Source organism: Kitasatospora sp. NPDC001159 (assembly GCF_053598235.1).
In genome coordinates this window covers 45,680-64,037 of record NZ_JBSFJV010000008.1, presented here as the reverse complement: position 1 = coordinate 64,037, position 18,358 = coordinate 45,680, and the positions used below count along the sequence as shown (strand labels likewise).

The following is an 18,358-nucleotide window of genomic DNA, read 5'->3' as shown; positions in this document are numbered from 1 at the left end:
GGGTCAGGCCGCCTTCCGGTTCAGCCGCATCAGGAACAGCATCGGGCCGAGGGTGACGGCGAACAGCAGCAGGCTGAGCGCGGAGGCGTAGCCCAGGTGGCCGTTGAAGCCGCGGCTGTACATCTGGATCAGCATCACCACCGACATGTCCCGGCCGCCGGGCCCGCCCTGGCCGTTGGAGAGCACGTACAGCTCCGAGAAGACGCGCAGCGAACTGACCGAGATCAGGGCCGAGATCAGCACCATGGTCGGCCGCACCCCCGGCAGCGTGACGTGCCAGAACCGGCGCACCTGGCTCGCACCGTCCACGGCCGCCGCCTCGTGCAGCTCGCGCGGGACGTTGGCGAGGGCGGACAAGTAGATGACCATGTAGTAGCCGAGACCCTTCCAGACGGTCAGGGCGATCGCACTGAACAGCAGCAGCCAGCGGTCGGTGAGGAAGGAGACCGGGGAGCCGGCCAGTCCGCTCTGCTGGAGCAGGCCGTTGACCAGGCCCCGGTCGTCCAGCACCCAGCCCCAGATCAGTGCCACCACCACGGCCGAGGCGATCACCGGGGTGTAGAACGCGGTGCGGAAGAAGGTGATGCCGGGGATGCGCCGCTGGACCAGCAGGGCGAGCAGCAGCGGCAGGACGGTGAGCAGGGGGAGGCAGACCAGCATGAACACGATGCTGTTGAGCAGAGCGTCGGCGAGCTGGTCGTCGTCGAGCAGGCGGCCGTAGTTCTCCAGGCCGGTGAACTGCCCGCCGCCCAGGGGCTTGGCGTTGGTGAGGGACAGGATCACCGTGTTGACGGCCGGCCAGAGGTTGAAGACGGCCAGCCAGACTATCGCGGGCCCGGCGAGCAGCCAGGGGGTGAACCAACGCCGGTGGGTCATGCCGTTGCCTTTCGGGGGCCTCGGCCCTGCTGGGGCCCGGGGTGGTGCGGGCCTGGGGCCTGGGTACGGGTCGTTCCCGGGGGCGGCGGGTGTGTGTGTGTGGGAGACCCGCCGCTTCGCCGGTACGGTCCTCGGAGCGGGTGGTCAGCCCTTGAGCAGCTTGTTGCACTGCTCGACGGCGGTGTTCAGCGCCTGCTTGGAGCTGGTGTCGCCGCTGATGGCCAGCGCGAACTGCTGCTTGATGATCGTGCCCATGGCGTCGTCCACCTCGACCGGCTGGATCAGCTTGGCCTTGGCGAGCGAGGTGAAGGTGATCACCTTGGCGTCGCTCGCGTTGGTGCCGTCGCTCTTGCTGAAGAACGGGTCGTTCGCGGAGGCCTTGGTGGACGGGAAGACGCTGGTCAGGTGGGCGAAGGCGGCCTGGTTCTCGGGGCTGGTGACCCAGCGGGCCAGGGCGACGGCGGCGGCCGGGTTCTTGGTGTTCTTGGGGATGGACAGGCCCTGGACGTACAACGGCGGGGTGGCCATCGCGGGGGAGGGGACGACCTTCGGGGCGAGGGTCGGGTTGTCGGTGGCGAGGCTGGTGATGAAGTTGCCGCCGCCGGTGGTCCAGGCCGCGGTGCCGGAGCTGAAGAGCTTGGAGTTGCCGGCGTAGGTGTCGGTGAGCACGCCGTTCGGCATCAGTCCTTCCTTGAAGGCGTCGCGGTACTTGTCGAGCAGCGCGGCCGCTTCGGGGGTGTTGAAGGTGAAGGACTTGCCGTCGTCGGCCATGATCTTCACGCCGATGTTGTACAGGTCGCCCAGGCCCGGCTTGCGGCTCATCAGGTAGCTCTGGCCGCCGGACTTCTCCTTCATCACCCGGGCCTGGGCGATCAGTTCGTCCAGGGTGGTCGGGGGCTTCTTCGGGTCCAGGCCGTACTTCGTGAGGAGCTCTGAACTCCAGTAGTTCACATCGGTGTTGAGATACCAGGGGTAGCCGAAGGTGCCCTGGTAGCCGTTGTAGCGGTAGGCCTCCACGCCGCCGGCGACGTACTCGTCGGCGAGCTTGGGGTCGGCCTTGGCGACGTCCAGCAGGACGTCCTTCCTCGCCAGCGGGAAGGCGAAGTCCGGCGGGAGGTTCACCACGTCGGGCAGGGTGCCGGCGGCGGCCTGACTGAGCACCTTGTCGGCGTAGCCCTCGCCGGGCTGGTCCAGCCAGTCCACCTCGACGCCGGGGTACTTCTTCTTGAAGCCGTCGATCACGCCCTGCATGTAGTCGGTGAACTTGGGCTTGAGCGCCCAGGTCTGGAGCGAGACCTTGCCCTTGACCTCACCGGTGGCGGCCGCACTCGCCACGCTGTCGCTGTTCTTGCCGTCTCCGGAGCCGAGTCCGCAGCCGGCGAGGGCCACCGCGGTGAGGGCTGTTGTTGTCAGTGCCGCCCAGATTCTTCGCATGAGGGTCTCCCGGTCCTGGGGTGGGTGGGGGATGGTGCGGAATATCAGAATCGGCATAACTAAACCGGTCTAGCTATGGCAGGGACTATGCTCCCGCCTAAACTTGGCTGTCAAGAGAAGGAGTCGGGTTCCGTGGGCAGACCGACGATCGCCGACATCGCCCGCCGGGCAGGTGTCTCCAAGGGCGCGGTGTCCTTCGCGCTCAACGGCCGCCCGGGGGTCAGCGAGGCGACCAGGGCGCGGATCCTGCGGGTCGCCGAGGAGATGAACTGGCGCCCGCACAGCGCCGCGCGCGCCCTCGGCGGGGCCAAGGCGGACGCCGTCGGCCTGGTGATCGCTCGCCCGGCCCGCACCATCGGCGTCGAGCCGTTCTTCAGCCAACTGCTCTCCGGCCTGCAGGCCGTGCTCTCGGCCAGCTCGGTCGCGCTGCACCTGATGGTGGTCGAGGACACCGCCGCCGAGATCGAGGTCTACCGGCGCTGGGCCTCCGAGCACCGGGTGGACGGCTTCATCGTGGTGGACCTGCAGGTCAGGGACCCACGACTGCCGGTGCTGGACGCACTCGGGCTGCCCGCCGTCGTGCTCGGCGGGCCCGGCAAGGGCGGCAACCAGCTGCGGATCTGGGCCGACGACCGGGAGGCGATGCTCTCCATCGTCGACTACCTGGCCGCCATCGGGCACCGCCGGATCGCCCACCTGGCCGGGCTGCCGCATTTCCAGCACACCCAGCGGCGGATCCGCGCGCTGCGCGACGCCTCGCGCCGGCTGGGGCTGGAGGAAGCGGTGTCGGTGCCGACCGACTTCAGCGACGCCGAGGGCGCGGCGGCCACCCGCACCCTGCTCTCCCGGCCCAAGCGGCCCACCGCGATCGTCTACGACAGCGACGTGATGGCCGTCGCCGGGCTCGGCGTGGCGGGGGAGATGGGCGTCGCGGTGCCCGGCGAGCTGTCCATCGTCTCCTTCGACGACTCGGTGCTCGCGCGGATCGTCCACCCGCCGCTGACCGCGCTCAGCCGGGACACCTTCGCACTCGGCGAGCAGGTCGCGCGCAGCCTGCTGGAGGCGGTGGACGAGACCGGGCCCGGGCGGGACCTGCAGATGCCCACGCCCCGGCTGACCGTACGGGAGTCGACCTCGCCGCCCTCACCGGTCGGGGTGGTTGCTGCGCGAGTCGTTGACACGGGTCCTGAACCGGTTTAGCCTCGCTGCGCCGAGGGGGTCCGACCTGCGCACCGTCCGCTGTCATGTTCGCTGAATTTCCCCCTCTCGATGAGCACCGCCACGCCCGCATGCGCCCGGGCCTGCCGCTGCCGGTGGGCCCGGCACCACCCACTCCGCTCGATCGGAGCCACCGCATGTCAAGACGTCTCCCCCTGCTGCTCGGCGCAGCCCTCGCGACGGCCGCGCTGACCGCCACCCCCTCCGCCTGGGCCGAACCGAGACCGGCTCCGGCGCCCGCCGTCACCGCCGGCTCGGGCAGCCAGCCGTACGCCTCCTACTGGTACCCCAGCCCCATCCTGAACTGGGATCCGGCCACCGACCCGGACGCCCGGTTCAACCGCTCCCGTGTCCCGCTGCAGCCGCGCACCAGCGACCCGGCCCTCGCCGCGAACCCCAACGCCCATGCGGGCGAGGGGAAGATCGCTTCGCTGGTCTCCTTCGCTCCCACCTCCAACAACCCCTCCCAGGGCTCCGCCGACCCGAACTACTACGCCTTCGGCTACTGGCAGTACGTCGACAAGCTGGTGTTCTGGGGCGGCTCGGCCGGCGAGGGCCTGATCCTCGCCCCCAACCCGACCGTCATCGACGCCGCCCACCGCAACGGCGTCAAGGTCTACGGCACCGTCTTCTTCCCGCCCGCCGCGTACGGCGGACAGCTCCAATGGGTGCGCGACTTCGTCCAGAAGTCCGGCAACCGCTACCCCGTCGCCGACAAGCTGGTCCAGGCCGCCCAGTACTACGGCTTCGACGGCTGGTTCATCAACCAGGAGACCGGTGGGGGCGACACGGGCCTCGCCACCGAGGTGCGCAACCTGATGCAGTACACCAAGGCGCAGAGCGGCACCGACTTCATGTGGTACGACGCGATGACCACCTCCGGCGCGGTCGACTGGCAGAACGCCCTCACCTCGGCCAACTCTCCCTTCCTGCAAGATGGTTCGAAGCGCACCTCGGACGCGATGTTCCTCAACTTCGGTTGGACGGCGGATGGCCTGGACTCCTCCCGGACACTGGCCCGGCAACTCGGCCGCAGCGAGTACGAGCTGTACTCCGGAATCGACACCGAGGCCAACGGCTACAACACCTCCGTCGACTGGAACACCCTGTTCCCGGCCGGGCAGCCGCACACCACCTCGCTCGGCCTCTACCGGCCCGAGTGGACCTGGAAGTCCGCCACCGACCGCGCCGACTTCTACGCCAAGGACGCCCGTTACTGGGTCGGCGCCAACGGCGACCCCTCGAACACCGACCTCTCCGGCAGCTGGCCCGGCCTGGCCGGCTACGTCGCCGAGTCCTCGCCGATCACCGCCAAGCCCTTCGTCACCAACTTCAACACCGGACAGGGCGACTTCTACAACGCGGGCGGCACCCGGGTCGCCACCGGCGGGTGGAACAACCTCTCACTCCAGGACGTCCCGCCGACCTACCGCTGGGTGGTCAACTCCAGTGGCAGCAAACTCAGTCCGTCCGTCGACTTCACCGACGCCTACCAGGGGGGCTCCTCGCTGCGGCTGACCGGCACCCTGGACGCCACCAACACCGTGCGGCTGTACGAGACCAGCCTGCCGGCCGCGCCCGACACCAAGCTGGACCTGGTGGTCAAGACCCCGGCCGCCGGCCCGACCAAGCTCAAGGCCGCCGTCTCCTTCACCGACTCCCCGGGCAGCTTCACCACCGTGGACGTCGGCGGCAACTCCGGTACCGGCTGGGAACGTCACACCCTCGACCTCTCCCCGTACGCGGGCCGCACGATCTCCCAGCTCGCCCTGCAGGTGGACGGCTCCGACCCGGCGTACGACCTCCGGGTCGGCCAGGTCGCCCTCTACGACGGGGCGACGGAGACCCCGGCCGCGCCGAAGGGGCTGACCGTGCTCGGGGCGAGCGATGTCACCCCGGGCGCCAGCCAGTCGCTGCGGCTCTCCTGGACGGCCGCGCCCGGCGGAAACGTCCACCACTACGAGGTGTACCGGCGCAATGCGGACGGCAGCCGGAGTTTCCTGGGTGCCACACCCAGCGACGCCTACTTCGTCGGGAGGCTCGACCGGGCCGGGAGCGAATCCACCACCACGCTGGACGTGGAGGCGGTGTCCACCACGTATGGGCGCTCCACCACCACGTCCACCACGGTGAGTTGGACCGGCACGCCGTCGACCTCGACCAACCTGGCGCTGTACCGGCCGGCGACCGCCTCCGGCCAGTGCAACGCCAACGAGCGGCCGGCCAAGGCCGTCAACGGTAGCGTCAGTGGTGGGAACGGCGACAAGTGGTGCACGCTCACCTCATCCAAGTGGCTTGAGGTGGACCTCGGTTCGGTGAAGAAACTGAACAAGTTCGTGGTCAAGCACGCCCAGGCGGGCGGCGAGAGTGCCTCGTACAACACCCGGGACTTCTCCATCCAGGTCCGCTCCAGCACCACCGACCCCTGGACGACCGTCGCCACCGTGACCGGCAACACGGCCGGCACCACCACCCACCCGGTGACCGCCACGGCCCGTTACGTCCGGCTGGTCGTCACCAAGCCGACCCAGAGCGCCGATCCGGCCGCCCGTGTCTACGAGTTCGAGGCCTGGGGAGTCTAGTCCCGCCCGCTTCTTCGGATCCCCGGAAAGGAACCACCCCGTGCCGGTCACCACCATCACCGCCGTGGAGAGCACCGACCTGTTCGTCGGCCCCGAGGACGCTCCGCGCCAGATCCTGCGGGTGACGATCGAGGGCCCGGCCGCCCGGATCACTGTCAGCGGCCCGGGCGTCCGCGGCGAGGCGACCGGCACGGGACTGGTCGAAGTCCCGTTGGAGGTCACCGGCGCGGCCGTCGGCTCCCAACTTCCGGTCACCGTAACGGCATCCGTGAGTGAGGCGGCGGGTGTCGTGGAGGTCGCCGAGCCCGGCTGGACGATGTACCTGGTCTCCCACTTCCACTACGACCCGGTCTGGTGGAACACCCAGGCCGCCTACACCTCTCCCTGGGAGCTGCTCTCCGCCGACGCCACCACCCGGCCGCTGTGGGAGCGCAACGGCTTCGCGCTGGTCGACGCGCACCTGGACTTCGCCCTGCGGGACCCGGTCTACAAGTTCGTGCTCGCCGAAGTCGACTACCTGAAGCCGTACTTCGACCAGCACCCGGAACGCCGTGCGACCCTGCGCCTGCTGCTGGAGCGCGGGCAGGTCGAACTCGTCGGCGGCACCTACAACGAGCCCAACACCAACCTCACCGGCGCCGAGACGACCATCCGCAACATCGTCTACGGCATCGGCTACCAGCGCGACGTCCTCGGCGGCGACCCGCAGACCGCCTGGCAGCTCGACGTGTTCGGGCACGACCCGCAGTTCCCCGGTCACCTCGCCGCGGCCGGCCTCAGCGGCAGCGCCTGGGCCCGCGGGCCGTTCCACCAGTGGGGCCCGATCCAGAAGAACTTCCGCGAGGGCAAGGACGACGCCCGGGTGATGCAGTTCCCGAGCGAGTTCGAATGGATCGCGCCCGGCGGCGACGGCGTCCTCACCCACTACATGCCGCACCACTACTCGGCCGGCTGGTGGATGGACTCCTCCCCGGACCTCGCCAGCGCCGAGCAGGCCGTCTACGAGCTGTACCGCAAGCTGAAGCCGGTCGGCGCGACGAAGAACCTGCTGCTGCCGGTGGGGACGGACTACACCCCGCCGAACAAGTGGGTGACCGAGATCCACCGCTCCTGGGCCGCCAAGTACCTGTGGCCGCGCTTCGTCTGCGCCACCCCGTGCGACTTCCTGGACGCCGTCCGGGCCGAACTCGCCGCCACCGGGCGCCGGGCCAGCCCGCAGACCCGCGACATGAATCCCGTGTACACCGGCAAGGACGTCTCGTACATCGACACCAAGCCGGCCCAACGGGCGGGCGAGGTCGCGGCGGTGGACGCGGAGAAGCTCGCCACGCTCGCGGTGGTGAACGGGCTCGGGCGCTACCCCGGGGCCGCGCTCGACAAGGTGTGGCGCCAACTCGCGTACGGTGCACACCACGACGCGATCACCGGCTCGGAGTCGGACCAGGTGTACCTGGACCTGCTCGGCGGCTGGCGGGAGGCGTACGACCTGGCGTCGGCCGTCCGGGACGCGGCGCTGGACGCGCTGACGGCGCGGATCTCGACGGTAGGCGTCGGGTCGGCGGTGGTGGTGACCAACACGCTGTCCTTCGATCGGGCGGACCTGGTCACGGTCGAACTCCCCGACGGAGTAAGGTCCGTGCGGGTGCTGGACGAGGCCGGTGCGCCCGTGCCGAGCTACGTCGATCGGGGGACGCTGCGCTTCCTCGCCGAGGACGTGCCCGCGCTCGGCTGGCGCACCTGGCGGCTGGTGGAGGGGGCCGCGGCGCAGCCGTGGAACGCCGCGGAGGGCTGCACGATCGCCAACGGACGGTTCCGGGTGACCGCCGACCCGGCGCGCGGTGGCGGGCTCAGCTCGGTCTACGACCTTCTGCACGAACGGGAGCTGATCCAGGACGGCCGGATCGGCAACGAGCTGCGGGTGTACGAGGAGTACCCGCAGCACCCGGACTTCGGCGAGGGCCCGTGGCACCTGGTGCCGAGCGGCCCGGTGGTCGGCTCCGGGGCTTCTGCTGGTTCAGTCCGCCGCGAGACCGGTCCGCTCGGCGAGCGGCTGGTGATCGAGGGGACGGTCGACGGGGTCCGCTACGAGCAGACGGTCACGCTGTGGCGCGGCCTCGACCGGGTGGACTGCCGGACGAGGGTCGTCGACTATTCCGGCGCCGATCGCCTGCTACGGCTGCGCTTTCCGGTGGACGTACCGGGCGGGCTGCCGGTCAGCGAGGTCGCGGGGGCGGTCGTCGGGCGCGGCTTCGCCATGCCGGACGTGGACTCCGCGGAGGCGCCGTGGACGCTGGACAACCCGGCGAACACCTGGTTCGGGCTGGGTGCCACCGTGCGGGCGGTGCTGACCGACCCGGCAGGGGCGGTGGTCGGCTCGCGGGCCCTCGGCGTGGCGGAGGTGGTCGTGCCGACGCTGGACGACGCCGCCGACGCCCGTCCGATGGTGGTTGCGCTCGCCCGGGTCGGGGTCACCGCCACCACCTCGGGGGCGGACTGGGCCCGGTACGGGTGGCTGGACGTGGACTCCAACCTGCCGGACTTCCGGGTCGTCGTGGGCGGTCCGGAAGACAACGAGGCCGCCCGGGAGTTGATCGAGCGCGCGGGGGAGGAGTACGCGGCCGCGCTGAAGACGCACGGCGCGGTCTGGGTCCCGGCGCTGACGCCGCTCGCCGAGGTGTGGCGGCCGGATGCGGATCTGCGGGACCTGCGAGCGCTGCCGGTGTTGGTCGTGTCCGAGGTCTCCGCGCTGGTCGACGACCTGGCCGACGCCCGGATCACCGCCGTCTGCCCCGCGCCCGTTGAGGACCAACTCGCCGACCACACCGTGGCCCTGCTCAGCTTCGGCCTGCCCGGCTTCGCGGTGGACACCACCGGCGCGCTGCACCTGTCGCTAATGCGCTCCTGCACCGGCTGGCCGTCCGGGGTGTGGATCGATCCGCCGCAGCGTACCCTGCCGGACGGTGCCTCATTCCAACTCCAGCACTGGACCCACGAGTTCAGCTACGCGCTGGTGGGCGGGGACGGCGACTGGCGGGACCAGACACTGCCCGCGCGAGGGCAGGAGTTCAACCACCCGCTGTACGCCCGGGTCGCGCCCGCCCAGGAGGGGCCGCTTCCGCCCACCCTGTCCTGGCTGCGGGTCGAGCCGCAGCGCGAGGTGCTGCTCGGCGCGCTCAAGCCGGCCGGAAACCCGATCGCCCACGGCTCGGCGGCGCCGGAGGGGCATGACCTCACCGTTCGGCTGATCGAGTCGACCGGCCTCGGGCAGACGGCGAGGCTCAGCGGCGCGCTGGGGTTGGACCAGGTGCGGCCCGCTGACCTGCTGGAACACCCGCTCGGGGAATCGGTCGACCAGCTCGACCTGACCGGGTCGCAGATCGCCACCCTGCTCGCGGTTCCTGCCGTGACCGCTCCGGCCGACGGCCCCGTGCTCGGTCCGGTCGCCGAACCCGCCCAGCCCGTGCACGCGCGCTACTGGCTGCACAACCGGGGCCCGGCACCGCTCGGCTACCTGCCCGTGTCGATCGGCGCGTCGCCGGGGCTGCTGCGGACGACGGGGGAGGCGGTGACCCTCTCGGTCGCCCTCTCGTCGCAGCTGCGGGACGCGGCGGTCGAGGGCACGGCCGTCGTCCTGCCGCCGGACGGCTGGGCGACGAGCCTCGGCAGCCGCCCGTACCGGCTGGAGCCCGGCGGCCACCTGCGCTTCCCGGTCACCCTCACCCCACCGTCGGACTCCGAACCCGGTCTGTACTTCGCCGCCGTCCGGATCGAGCACGACGGGCAGCAGATCGAGGACGTGGTCACGATCGCCGTCGGTGACCTCCCCGATCTGTTGCCCGTCCCTGGGGACACCCCCGAGGACTGGACGGCGGCCCAGGGCACCAAGGCCGTGACCGGCCGCGACACCGGCCTGTCGGTGGACGTCTCCCACGAGACCGTACGCCTGACCGCCGGAGGCCGTGCCGCCCTCACCCTCAGGCTCACCAACCGCACGCGCGGCGAGGTCCGAGGCGAACTGCAGCTGGTCTCCCCGTGGGGCACCTGGGAGGCGATCAACGATCCGGTCCGCGGCTTCACCGTCCCGGCCGGCTCCTCCGTGACCGTCGACTTCGAAATCGCCGCCCCCGAGTCCACCGACCCCGGCGCCTACTGGGCGCTGGCCAAGGCCATGTGGTTCGGCCGCTGCCAGTACGCGCCGACCGTCGCCCTGGTGGTGGAAGCATGACTCTCGGCCTGCTCGACGGACACCCCCTCCCCCGCACCGCTCTCGACGAGCGCCTCGCCGCCCTCCGTAACGCCCCACGCTCCACCGCGCTGCCCCAGCCGGGCAGCTCGGAGGACCGCCAGCTCATCAGGTGGGTTGCCCAGGTACTCCTGACCGAAGTCCTCTGCGAGGTGGTCGCCGCCGAACGCGAGCTGCCCGTCACCGAGGACGGCCCGGCCCGACTCGACCAACAGGCTGCCGTCGAGCTCGGCTCCATCACGGCGGCCGCCTACGAGGGCAGCGCAGCCGTCCGCGCCGTCTACGAGGCGGTCACCGCCGAGGTCGAGCCCTCACCGAACGACATCGCCCACTACCGCGCCCTGACCACCCAGCCGCCGGCCACCCGCTGGCACATCGCGACCCCCGACGGCGGCTTCGAGGCCGCCCCGCCACGCTCCCCATGGCCCTCGCCGAAGCCCTCCGCGAAGCACCACCCGGCGAGTGGGTCACCGTCGGCCCCTGGAAGGCCAGCCTGCTCGCCACCCTGACCAACCCCCAGAACCCCGACCCCACCCCCGCCCTACGCGAAGCCGCCCGCCGAGCAGAGTTCGTCCGCTGGCTCGACCGCGAGCGCGCCCAACGCCTCACCCTGGTAGAGGGATTGGAACACCCCGGAGACCCCGCCCAACCCGACAACCACCACCGCCACTGAGCAGACTTCGTAGGTCAAGCAGCGAGTTGGTAGCGGGCCCGGTGGTTGCGCTGGTGCTCTAGGCCCAGATGGTAGGTCCAGTAGCGGTCGAAGTCGCCGTTGGCGAGCAGTGCGCGGAGTTCCAGGACGGCTTCGGCGCCGGCGCTCCGCCCGGCCGTCGACGCGTTCGTCCGACAAATTCGTTACCCGGCGGCCGGAGCGCCGTGATACACAACCGAGGTGCAAAACACTTTGGAGTTCCCCGAGGTCCTGCGGCTGATCGAAGACCGCTCGGCCGCGTTCCGCGCCGCGATCGCGTCCGCCCCCGACCTTGACGTCCAGGTCCCGACCTGCCCGGACTGGACGCTGCGCGAACTGGCGCAGCACCTCGGCGACGGCCGCCGCCGCCAGGCCGCCATCGTCGCGGCGGGCCCGGGCGCTGAGCCCCCGGCGAGGACGGACCCGAAGGGCGCCCCGACCGCGCCCCGCGACCGCGAAGCCCTGGACGCCTGGCTCGCCGAGTCGACCGAGCTCATGCTCGACGCGATGCGCTCGGCCGGCCCGGACCGCGGCTGCTGGACCTGGTGGGGCCGCTCGCAGGCCCCGGAGACCAGCGGAGCCGTGGCCCGGCACCAGATCCAGGAGATCGCCGTCCACACCTACGACGTCCAGCTCACCCAGGGGGCCGCACAGCCGCTGCCGACGGACGTCGCGGTCGAGGGCGTCGACGAGTTCCTGACGACCGTCTCGGCGACGACCGTCCCCTGGCCGTTCAAGCCGGCGACCATCGACCTGCACACGACCGAGGGCCGCTCCTGGCGCCTGACCCTCAACGCCGACGGCGTCCGCTGCGACGACCTCGCCGCCGACGCGGAGCCGGGCGACATGGCGGTGCGAGGCGCAGCGAGCGAACTGGTCCTCTACCTCTACGCGCGCGTCCCGCTTGACGGCCTGGAGACCACCGGCGACACCGAGCCGATGGAGCAGCTCGCAGACTGGGACCCGAACGCGTAAAACGCGCACTTGTGACGCATCCGTCGGTTGATGCGCTCGCTCCTGCGGGCGCCACTGGGCCCGGGGTTGCGGACATCGCGCGGCTGCGGGCAGGCTGCGGGCCTGCTGTTCAAGGGCGAAAGGCGCACCTGCGGGCGGCTCGCGCCCGACTGGGGACAGTGCGCGGCGGGTGCAGATTGCTGGGACTGACCTCGTAGATCAAGCAGCGAGTCGGTAGCGGGCATCGGCGCGCGGAACTCCGTCTTGGATCGGCCCCTCGCTCGGTGGAGCGAGGGGCCGATCGTTTCAGCCGGTGGAGTTGGCGTGGTGGTCGAACTCGCCGGCCTTGGCGGCTTCCAGGAACCTCGTGAAATGGGCGGGCGTGGTGCGGACTATGACCTCTCCCTCGTCAGACTCCCGCAGTTCAACCACCCCGTCTAGCGTACGTACTTCGACGCACTCATCGTTTGCGGCGGAGTAACTGGACTTCCACCACGCAGAACTATTCACGCTTGCTCTCCATTTCCTTCTTGATGGATCCGATGAAGTCTCGGGACTCCTCCTCGGAGAGCGCGTTGGAGTTGAATCGCGCGAGGAGGGAGCGGAACCTTGCCATGTGGGCCGGAGCGTCGAAGATTCGGCAGCCGAGGCTCGTGTCTACCTGAGCCCCATCGAGCTCGGGCACTGATCCCTCGGCATACGTGAAGTTCTCGCTGGAGCTTGGCATACCGCCGATGTCGAAGGGCACGACTCGAATCGAGATGGTCGGTTGCTCGGAGTCTTCGATGAGGGCTCCGAGTTGCTCGCCGAGGACGGCTGGTCCACTGAACTGCATGCGCAGCGCTGCTTCATGGATGAACGCTGAGTAAGGCGTCGCGCCGGACCGGATGAGGCGCTGCCGCTGCATTCGGAAGGCTGTTCTGAGATCGATCTCGTGGCGAGGCAGTGGCGGGAATGTCTGAGCGAAGACGGCAGCAGCGTACGGCCCGGTCTGGAGCAACCCGGGGACGAAGGCCATCGTGTAGGTGGTGAGACGTCGAGCCCAGCCTTCGAACTCTGCGACATCAATGAAGTCCGAGGACAGAGTTCCTCGGTATTCCTCCCACCAGCCCGGCCTCTCGCGCTCCGTGATGATGTCGGAGAGCGCAGCGATCAGAGGCTCGTTGACGCACATGCACGTCGCGGCGATCGTGCGCAGGCGCTCCACGCTGATGCCGATTCTCCCTGCCTCCATCTGCGTCACCTGCGCCGGGCTCATGCCCGCGAGGCGGCCGAGCTCGCTGCCGCCGAAGCCAGCCTGCTCGCGCATCCTTCGCAGCTCTGCGCCGAGTCGTCGCTGACGGAGTGTCGGGTTCGCGCGTGGAGCCATGGCTTCCTTCCAGGGCGGGGTGGGCCCCAGTCTGCCGCGCGGCTTGCCGGTCGGTCCATCTGAGGCGGCTGATACCACGATAGAGGGAAAGATCCGAGATTGGGGTAAAACTTGATCTCATCCTGGGCTATGGTCGCCAGTAGGTCGATCGATCCGACGGATCGTCAGTAACGCCTGTCTTTCCGGGCAGTAGGCGCCTGCTGCCCGCGCACCGCAGAGCAGCCATGCGCGGCATCAACCAGCCCCGCCCTGGCCTGGCTCACGGCGACGAATCCACCGGTTCGCCTCTCTCTCCGCACCACCGCCTCATGGAGGACTCCATGTGCACCCGTAACGCGCCCTCGCTCGCCCTCTCCCGGCAGGCCCTGCGGGAGGTCCTGACCCGCGCGGGCTGGGACCCCGAGACGATCTTCAACGCCGAACTCGCCCTCTGCGAGCTCATCGTCAACGCGTGGCGGCACGGCGAGACCGCCGCCCCCGTCGTCTACTTCTCCCTCCTCACCCGCACCCTCCGGGTCTGCGTCTCGGACGAGAACGACGCGCTCCCCGAGCAGCGCAACCCCGTCGACCTCGGAGAGTCCGGCCGTGGCCTCCAGCTCGTGGAGGGCCTCACCCACCGCTGGGGCGTCGACCCCCAGAAGCGGGGCAAGATCGTCTGGTACGAGCTGGACTCCGTCTCGTGAGCCCCCACCGCACGCCCATCGCGCCCACCGACCCCCGGCTGCGCGACCACGCCGAACCGCAGGTCGCGGCGCTCCTCCGCGAACTCCACGAGTGCGGGCGCGAGTTCGGCCTCCTCTGGGGCTCGGCCACCGTCACCGAGAGGACCCTCGACGGCCGCATCCTGGTCGACTTCGGCAACGCGCCCGTGAGCACTCTGCTCAACCTCCTCCACCTCCTCCGCGACAACGAAGGGAGCGAGCGAGGATGAGACCGGGTACCGCCACCTTCCTGATCGGCGCCGCCTTCGCCGTGCTCCTCGCGCTAGCGTTCGCCACCGTCGCACTGGGCGTGATCACGGCCCTCCGGATGCCCAAGCCTGACGACCGCACCGATCCCGAACGGCAGGACCAGGACCGGACCCGGGGCATACCCGCCTGACCGCGACGCCGCGCGGCCGAGCCGAGTCCCCCGACTCGGCTCGGCGGCAGGGAATCCGAGCCCGTCTTGCCGTACGAGCTCCCGTATCCGCAGCTGACCGAGCAGCGAGGGCTTGAGGCGCGGTCGACTCCCGGGGGCGAAGCTCTGAGCGAGCAGCGGCATCAATCCTGCTGATGCGCAGTGAAGCAGACCGCGTTGGACGTGATCGCGGCCGCGACTTCAGGATGGCCGCATGACCGTTTCCTCTGCCATCGCCTCCTTCGCCGTCGTGGCAGGCATGCTGACCATCATGCCGGGACTGGATACCGCTCTGGTGCTGCGCTCCGCCATCACGCTGGGCAGGCGCCGGGCCTTCGCGACGGCGCTGGGGATCCTCTGGTGGCTGAACCGCGGCTCGGTGCAGCGGGTCATCGACGCGATCACCGGCACGGTGCTCGTCGGGTTCGGCGTCAAGCTGGCACTCGGGGACAACTGACCACTGAGACCGACCGGCAGGAACGGTCGACGGCCACCGAGTGGCGACGGTGTTCACGTACTTGTCCGCCGCATCGACGACGTGGGTCGACAACGGCGGCAAGGGGGACGTCATGGACCTGCACGACGAGTGCCTGGCCCTGGGACTCCTGGCAAAGGTGGTGGGCTTGACCTGGTCAGCGGTCGGTGTTGTGTACGAGGCCGCCGGGTAGCGGGACGCGGTCAGCCGCGCGATAGCACGCGATAAACCCGGCGACGTCGACGGTCATCCCGGGATAATGGTCGCCATGGATGAGGTCGAGGTCGTCGTCGCCCATTCCGAGCGCGCGACCCTGCGCGTCGGCGACGTGTTCCTGAAGGTGGACGCCGATCAGGCGCGCATCGACGTCGAGGTCGAGGCGATGGCCCTGGCACCGGTTCCGACCCCGGAGGTCCTGTGGCGCAAGCCGTCCGTGCTCGCGATCGCCGCCGTCCCGGGGACGGCGCTCGGCCGCCTCGGCGAGCCGTCGACCGCGTCGCCGGCGGCGTGGGCCGCGGCGGGTGCCGCCATCCGGAAGTTGCACGACGCGCCGTTGCCGCCCTGGCCCGGCCGGGGACTCGACGAGTTGACGGCGGATCTCGACGGCGAGTGCGAGTGGCTCGTGACGAACGGCGTCCTGCCCGCCGACCTGGTCACCCGCAACCGCCAGGTCGCCGAGGCCGCGCTCCGGCCGTGGAACCCGGTGTTCACGCACGGCGACCTGCAGATCACTCACGTGTTCGTCGACGGCGACGAGGTCACCGGCATCATCGACTGGTCCGAGGCGGGCCAGGGTGATGCCCTGTTCGACCTCGCCATCTTGACGCTCGGACACGAGGAGCACCTCGGCGACGTCGTCGCCGGCTATGGCACCGACGTCGACCTCGACGTGATCCGCGCGTGGTGGTCGTTGCGAAGCCTGCTGGTGGTTCGCTGGCTGGTCGAGCACGGCTTCGACCCGTCCGCGCCGGGCTGTGAGGTGGACGTGCTGAGATCCCGGCTGTGAGACTGCGCGGGCCCGACTGTCCGGCAGCGCCGGGTGGGCGTGGCGGTACCGTCGACCGCATGACTGAACTGAGCGACTGGACGTACGTGGTGACCGACATCGAGGTCGACGGTCCGTGGGCGGGCCCGAACTCGATGCGGTCCTTCGCGTCTGTTGCCACGACGACGGACGGGCGGACGTTCGGCGAGTTCGAGGCCATCCTCGAACCGCTCCCCGGTTCGGCACCGAACCCGCGCACCAAGGAATGGTTCGACTCCGAGCCGGGCGCGTGGGAGGCCGCGACCGCGAACCCGGAACCCGTCGTCGACGTGATGAGCAGGTACGTGGAGTGGATCCAATCGCTGCCCGGGCCACGAGCGTTCGCCGCGGCACCGCTGTCGTTCGACGGCACATGGATCGACTACTACCTGCGTCGGTTCACCCCGTACGGGCTGCACCAGGGCCCGTACGAGCAGGATCCCCTCTTCCAGGGACCGGCGCTGTGCCTGCGCTCGTACACGGCGGCACTGACCGGGCGGCCGGCAGCGGACCTTGCGGCGCCGAAGCTGCCCCCGCACTGGCTGGGCGATGTGACGCACACGCACAAGGCGATCGACGACGCTCGTGGCTTCGCCAACCTGCTGCACTTCCTCACCCGGAACGCCGGGACACCTGTGATCACGTTCGACGCGTAAGCCAACGTGCTGCGGCTGGGTCCGCCGCCCGCTGCCGGTGCCGGTGCCGGTGCCGGTGCCCAGGGTGCGGAGCGTGTGGTTGGCCATGTGGAGGTGGCCGACCAGGCTCGTTCGCGGACGGCTTCCTGCCCCAGGGGCCGGAGGGCTCAGCGAGGCAGGACCATCCGCAGCCGGAGGGTTCAGCGCAGCACCGCCGGTGTCGGACCGTTCGGGCGTACCGTGATGCTGTAGGCGGAGCCGGTCGGGCGGGAGCGGAACTCCAACCGCCCCAGCGGAAGCAGTAGTTCCAGCAGCGCCGTGGTCTCCCGCAGGGCGAACTGGGTGCCCAGGCAGGCGCGGGCGCCAAGGCCGAAGGGCAGGTATGCGCCGAACTGGCCGGGGCGGTCCGCGCCGGGGGCGAACCGGGCGGGGTCGAAGCGCTCCGGGTCGGGCCACAGCGCCGGGTCGCGGTGGGTGAGGTACGGGCAGACCAGGACGTCCGTGCCGGCGGCGATCCGGTGCCCGGCGATCACGTCGTCCTCGATGGCGTGCCGGGGGAGCAGCCAGGCGGAGGGGTAGAGCCGGAGGGTCTCGCTCACCAGCGCCTGGGGGTCGGTGCCGCGGGCCCCCGGGTTGTCGTCGAGCAGCAGGAACAGCCAGGTGAGCGTGGTGGCGGTGGTCTCGTGGCCGGCCACCAGCAGGGTGACCAGCTCGTCGCGGATCAACCGGTCGGTGTACTCGGGGAGGTGGTCGGCCGCGTCGAGCAGGACGCGGAGCACGCCGGGCCCCTCGACATCCCGGACCGACCGCGCCGCGTCGATCGCCGCCTGGGCGACGGCGTCGATCCGGGCGAGGTCCTCGGCGACCGCGTCCCGGGCGTCCGCCGCATTGGTCGGCAGGGTCGGCATCGCGGTCACCACCCGTTCCACGGAGCGCAGTTCGCCGTCCGTCCGGTCGTCCAGCGGCAGCCCGGTGAGCGCTCGCCAGACGGTGTCCAGGGCGAAGCCGCGCATCTCCTCGCCCACGTCGAAGGTCTCCCCGCTGCGCCGGTATCCCTCCCAGCGCTCGGCAGTCCGGCGCGCCGCGGCGGCGATCCGCTGCTCGTAGCGGCGCATCCCGGTGCCGGTGAACTGCGACTGCAGCAGCCGCCGTTGGCGCTTCCAGGCGTCGCCGGTGGCGGAGAGAACGCCGTCGCCGACCAGCATCCGGGCCCGGTGCGAGCGCTTGACGTACCGGTCGGGGTGGCGGCCGAGCACGTGCTGAACCGCGGCCGGGTCGGTGACCAGGACGGTCGGGGTCGGGCCGAGCCGGAAGGCGGCGATGCCGCCGATGCCGCGCTGGGCGAGGGCCAACAGGTCGACCAGCTGGGCCTCCTCGGCCCGCCACTGCTCGACGACGTCCGCCGCCAGCTCGGGGACGGGGTGAGCTTCCGTGGTCACGGGGTCTCCCTAGCGTGTTGGGCGGCCCGGGAGGGGCTGGGAACATCCCGGCTGACTGTACGCCAGACGGGCGACGCCGAGTGGCGGCGTGATGGCCTCCGGTGGACGCTGGCCGGCCTGGCCACCCCGGGCGGAGGGCACGACGACCGCCTGGATCACCCGGATCGCCACCTGGATCGCCCCGACGGCACTGATCACCGCGCCGCTGTTCTTCTTCGGCTACGTCTACACCAGCGCCTACTACGACTACTTCGGCGTCGACAGTTCGACGCTCGGCTTCGACACCCGGCAAGTGCTGG

General features: G+C 70.7%; 18 protein-coding genes. 12 read left to right on the top strand and 6 right to left on the bottom strand.

The features are described from left to right. Positions 1-3: 3 nt before the first annotated feature. On the bottom strand, positions 4-876 hold the full coding sequence (locus ACWC9T_RS06650; protein WP_449819960.1) for a carbohydrate ABC transporter permease: 873 nt from the start codon (positions 874-876) through the stop codon (positions 4-6). 144 nt (positions 877-1,020) lie between these two features. Further along, positions 1,021-2,310, bottom strand: a complete 1,290-nt coding sequence (locus tag ACWC9T_RS06645) for an ABC transporter substrate-binding protein (RefSeq protein ID WP_449819959.1) — start codon at positions 2,308-2,310, stop codon at positions 1,021-1,023. A 132-nt stretch (positions 2,311-2,442) separates the two neighbouring features. On the opposite strand from ACWC9T_RS06645, the gene ACWC9T_RS06640 reads away from it, so the two are divergent. From ACWC9T_RS06640 to ACWC9T_RS06625, 4 genes are all read left to right on the top strand, one after another. Then, on the top strand, positions 2,443-3,510 hold the full coding sequence (locus tag ACWC9T_RS06640; protein ID WP_449819958.1) for a LacI family DNA-binding transcriptional regulator: 1,068 nt from the start codon (positions 2,443-2,445) through the stop codon (positions 3,508-3,510). A 155-nt stretch (positions 3,511-3,665) separates the two neighbouring features. Next, positions 3,666-6,110, top strand: coding sequence for an endo-beta-N-acetylglucosaminidase (locus ACWC9T_RS06635; RefSeq protein WP_449819957.1), 2,445 nt, complete (start codon positions 3,666-3,668; stop codon positions 6,108-6,110). A 40-nt stretch (positions 6,111-6,150) separates the two neighbouring features. Then, positions 6,151-10,335, top strand: coding sequence for a glycoside hydrolase family 38 N-terminal domain-containing protein (locus ACWC9T_RS06630; RefSeq protein ID WP_449819956.1), 4,185 nt, complete (start codon positions 6,151-6,153; stop codon positions 10,333-10,335). After that, a complete protein-coding gene (locus ACWC9T_RS06625; protein WP_449819955.1) occupies positions 10,332-10,862 on the top strand; it encodes a DUF7158 domain-containing protein in 531 nt (176 codons plus the stop codon). The genes ACWC9T_RS06630 and ACWC9T_RS06625 overlap by 4 nt, the downstream gene beginning before the upstream one ends. Positions 10,863-10,894: 32 nt before the next feature. Here ACWC9T_RS06625 and ACWC9T_RS06620 read toward each other — a convergent pair whose 3' ends face one another. Beyond that, the gene (locus tag ACWC9T_RS06620; protein WP_449819954.1) at positions 10,895-11,044 is read right to left on the bottom strand and encodes a hypothetical protein; all 150 of its coding nucleotides are present in this window, start codon (positions 11,042-11,044) and stop codon (positions 10,895-10,897) included. 201 nt (positions 11,045-11,245) lie between these two features. Between ACWC9T_RS06620 and ACWC9T_RS06615 the strand changes: the two genes are divergently transcribed. Further along, entirely contained in the window at positions 11,246-12,019 is a 774-nt protein-coding gene (locus tag ACWC9T_RS06615; RefSeq protein WP_449819953.1) for a maleylpyruvate isomerase family mycothiol-dependent enzyme, read from the top strand. Positions 12,020-12,304: 285 nt separating this feature from the next. Here ACWC9T_RS06615 and ACWC9T_RS06610 read toward each other — a convergent pair whose 3' ends face one another. Then, positions 12,305-12,508, bottom strand: a complete 204-nt coding sequence (locus ACWC9T_RS06610) for a DUF397 domain-containing protein (RefSeq protein ID WP_449819952.1) — start codon at positions 12,506-12,508, stop codon at positions 12,305-12,307. Continuing rightward, complete coding sequence (locus ACWC9T_RS06605; RefSeq protein WP_449819951.1) at positions 12,501-13,367, bottom strand: helix-turn-helix domain-containing protein; 867 nt, start codon at positions 13,365-13,367, stop codon at positions 12,501-12,503. Before ACWC9T_RS06605 ends, ACWC9T_RS06610 begins: the two co-directional genes overlap by 8 nt. Positions 13,368-13,687: 320 nt before the next feature. Between ACWC9T_RS06605 and ACWC9T_RS06600 the strand changes: the two genes are divergently transcribed. From ACWC9T_RS06600 to ACWC9T_RS06570, 7 genes are all read left to right on the top strand, one after another. Continuing rightward, on the top strand, positions 13,688-14,050 hold the full coding sequence (locus ACWC9T_RS06600; RefSeq protein ID WP_449819950.1) for an ATP-binding protein: 363 nt from the start codon (positions 13,688-13,690) through the stop codon (positions 14,048-14,050). After that, positions 14,047-14,298, top strand: coding sequence for a hypothetical protein (locus tag ACWC9T_RS06595; protein ID WP_449819949.1), 252 nt, complete (start codon positions 14,047-14,049; stop codon positions 14,296-14,298). The genes ACWC9T_RS06600 and ACWC9T_RS06595 overlap by 4 nt, the downstream gene beginning before the upstream one ends. Then, on the top strand, positions 14,295-14,468 hold the full coding sequence (locus ACWC9T_RS06590) for a hypothetical protein (protein WP_449819948.1): 174 nt from the start codon (positions 14,295-14,297) through the stop codon (positions 14,466-14,468). The genes ACWC9T_RS06595 and ACWC9T_RS06590 overlap by 4 nt, the downstream gene beginning before the upstream one ends. Positions 14,469-14,700: 232 nt before the next feature. After that, on the top strand, positions 14,701-14,943 hold the full coding sequence (locus tag ACWC9T_RS06585) for a hypothetical protein (RefSeq protein WP_449819947.1): 243 nt from the start codon (positions 14,701-14,703) through the stop codon (positions 14,941-14,943). A gap of 49 nt (positions 14,944-14,992) precedes the next feature. Beyond that, positions 14,993-15,154 (top strand): hypothetical protein, encoded by a 162-nt coding sequence (locus ACWC9T_RS06580; RefSeq protein ID WP_449819946.1) that lies wholly within the window; start codon positions 14,993-14,995, stop codon positions 15,152-15,154. A gap of 75 nt (positions 15,155-15,229) precedes the next feature. Next, positions 15,230-15,967 carry a phosphotransferase family protein gene (locus tag ACWC9T_RS06575; RefSeq protein WP_449819945.1) on the top strand — a complete coding sequence of 246 codons (738 nt, stop codon included), beginning with the start codon at positions 15,230-15,232 and terminating at the stop codon, positions 15,965-15,967. 59 nt (positions 15,968-16,026) lie between these two features. Further along, complete coding sequence (locus ACWC9T_RS06570) at positions 16,027-16,641, top strand: hypothetical protein (RefSeq protein ID WP_449819944.1); 615 nt, start codon at positions 16,027-16,029, stop codon at positions 16,639-16,641. Positions 16,642-16,820: 179 nt separating this feature from the next. Here the strand turns inward: ACWC9T_RS06570 and ACWC9T_RS06565 are convergent, their stop codons facing one another. Further along, entirely contained in the window at positions 16,821-18,059 is a 1,239-nt protein-coding gene (locus tag ACWC9T_RS06565) for a cytochrome P450 (RefSeq protein WP_449819943.1), read from the bottom strand. Positions 18,060-18,358: the final 299 nt, after the last annotated feature.

Coding starts and splice junctions, on each gene's coding strand:
- ACWC9T_RS06650 (WP_449819960.1), bottom strand. CDS start 876: ATGACCCACCGGCGTTGGTTCACCCCCTGGCTGCTCGCCGGGCCCGCG.
- ACWC9T_RS06645 (WP_449819959.1), bottom strand. CDS start 2,310: ATGCGAAGAATCTGGGCGGCACTGACAACAACAGCCCTCACCGCGGTG.
- ACWC9T_RS06635 (WP_449819957.1), top strand. CDS start 3,666: ATGTCAAGACGTCTCCCCCTGCTGCTCGGCGCAGCCCTCGCGACGGCC.
- ACWC9T_RS06625 (WP_449819955.1), top strand. CDS start 10,332: ATGACTCTCGGCCTGCTCGACGGACACCCCCTCCCCCGCACCGCTCTC.
- ACWC9T_RS06605 (WP_449819951.1), bottom strand. CDS start 13,367: ATGGCTCCACGCGCGAACCCGACACTCCGTCAGCGACGACTCGGCGCA.
- ACWC9T_RS06600 (WP_449819950.1), top strand. CDS start 13,688: ATGTGCACCCGTAACGCGCCCTCGCTCGCCCTCTCCCGGCAGGCCCTG.
- ACWC9T_RS06590 (WP_449819948.1), top strand. CDS start 14,295: ATGAGACCGGGTACCGCCACCTTCCTGATCGGCGCCGCCTTCGCCGTG.
- ACWC9T_RS06585 (WP_449819947.1), top strand. CDS start 14,701: ATGACCGTTTCCTCTGCCATCGCCTCCTTCGCCGTCGTGGCAGGCATG.
- ACWC9T_RS06575 (WP_449819945.1), top strand. CDS start 15,230: ATGGATGAGGTCGAGGTCGTCGTCGCCCATTCCGAGCGCGCGACCCTG.
- ACWC9T_RS06570 (WP_449819944.1), top strand. CDS start 16,027: ATGACTGAACTGAGCGACTGGACGTACGTGGTGACCGACATCGAGGTC.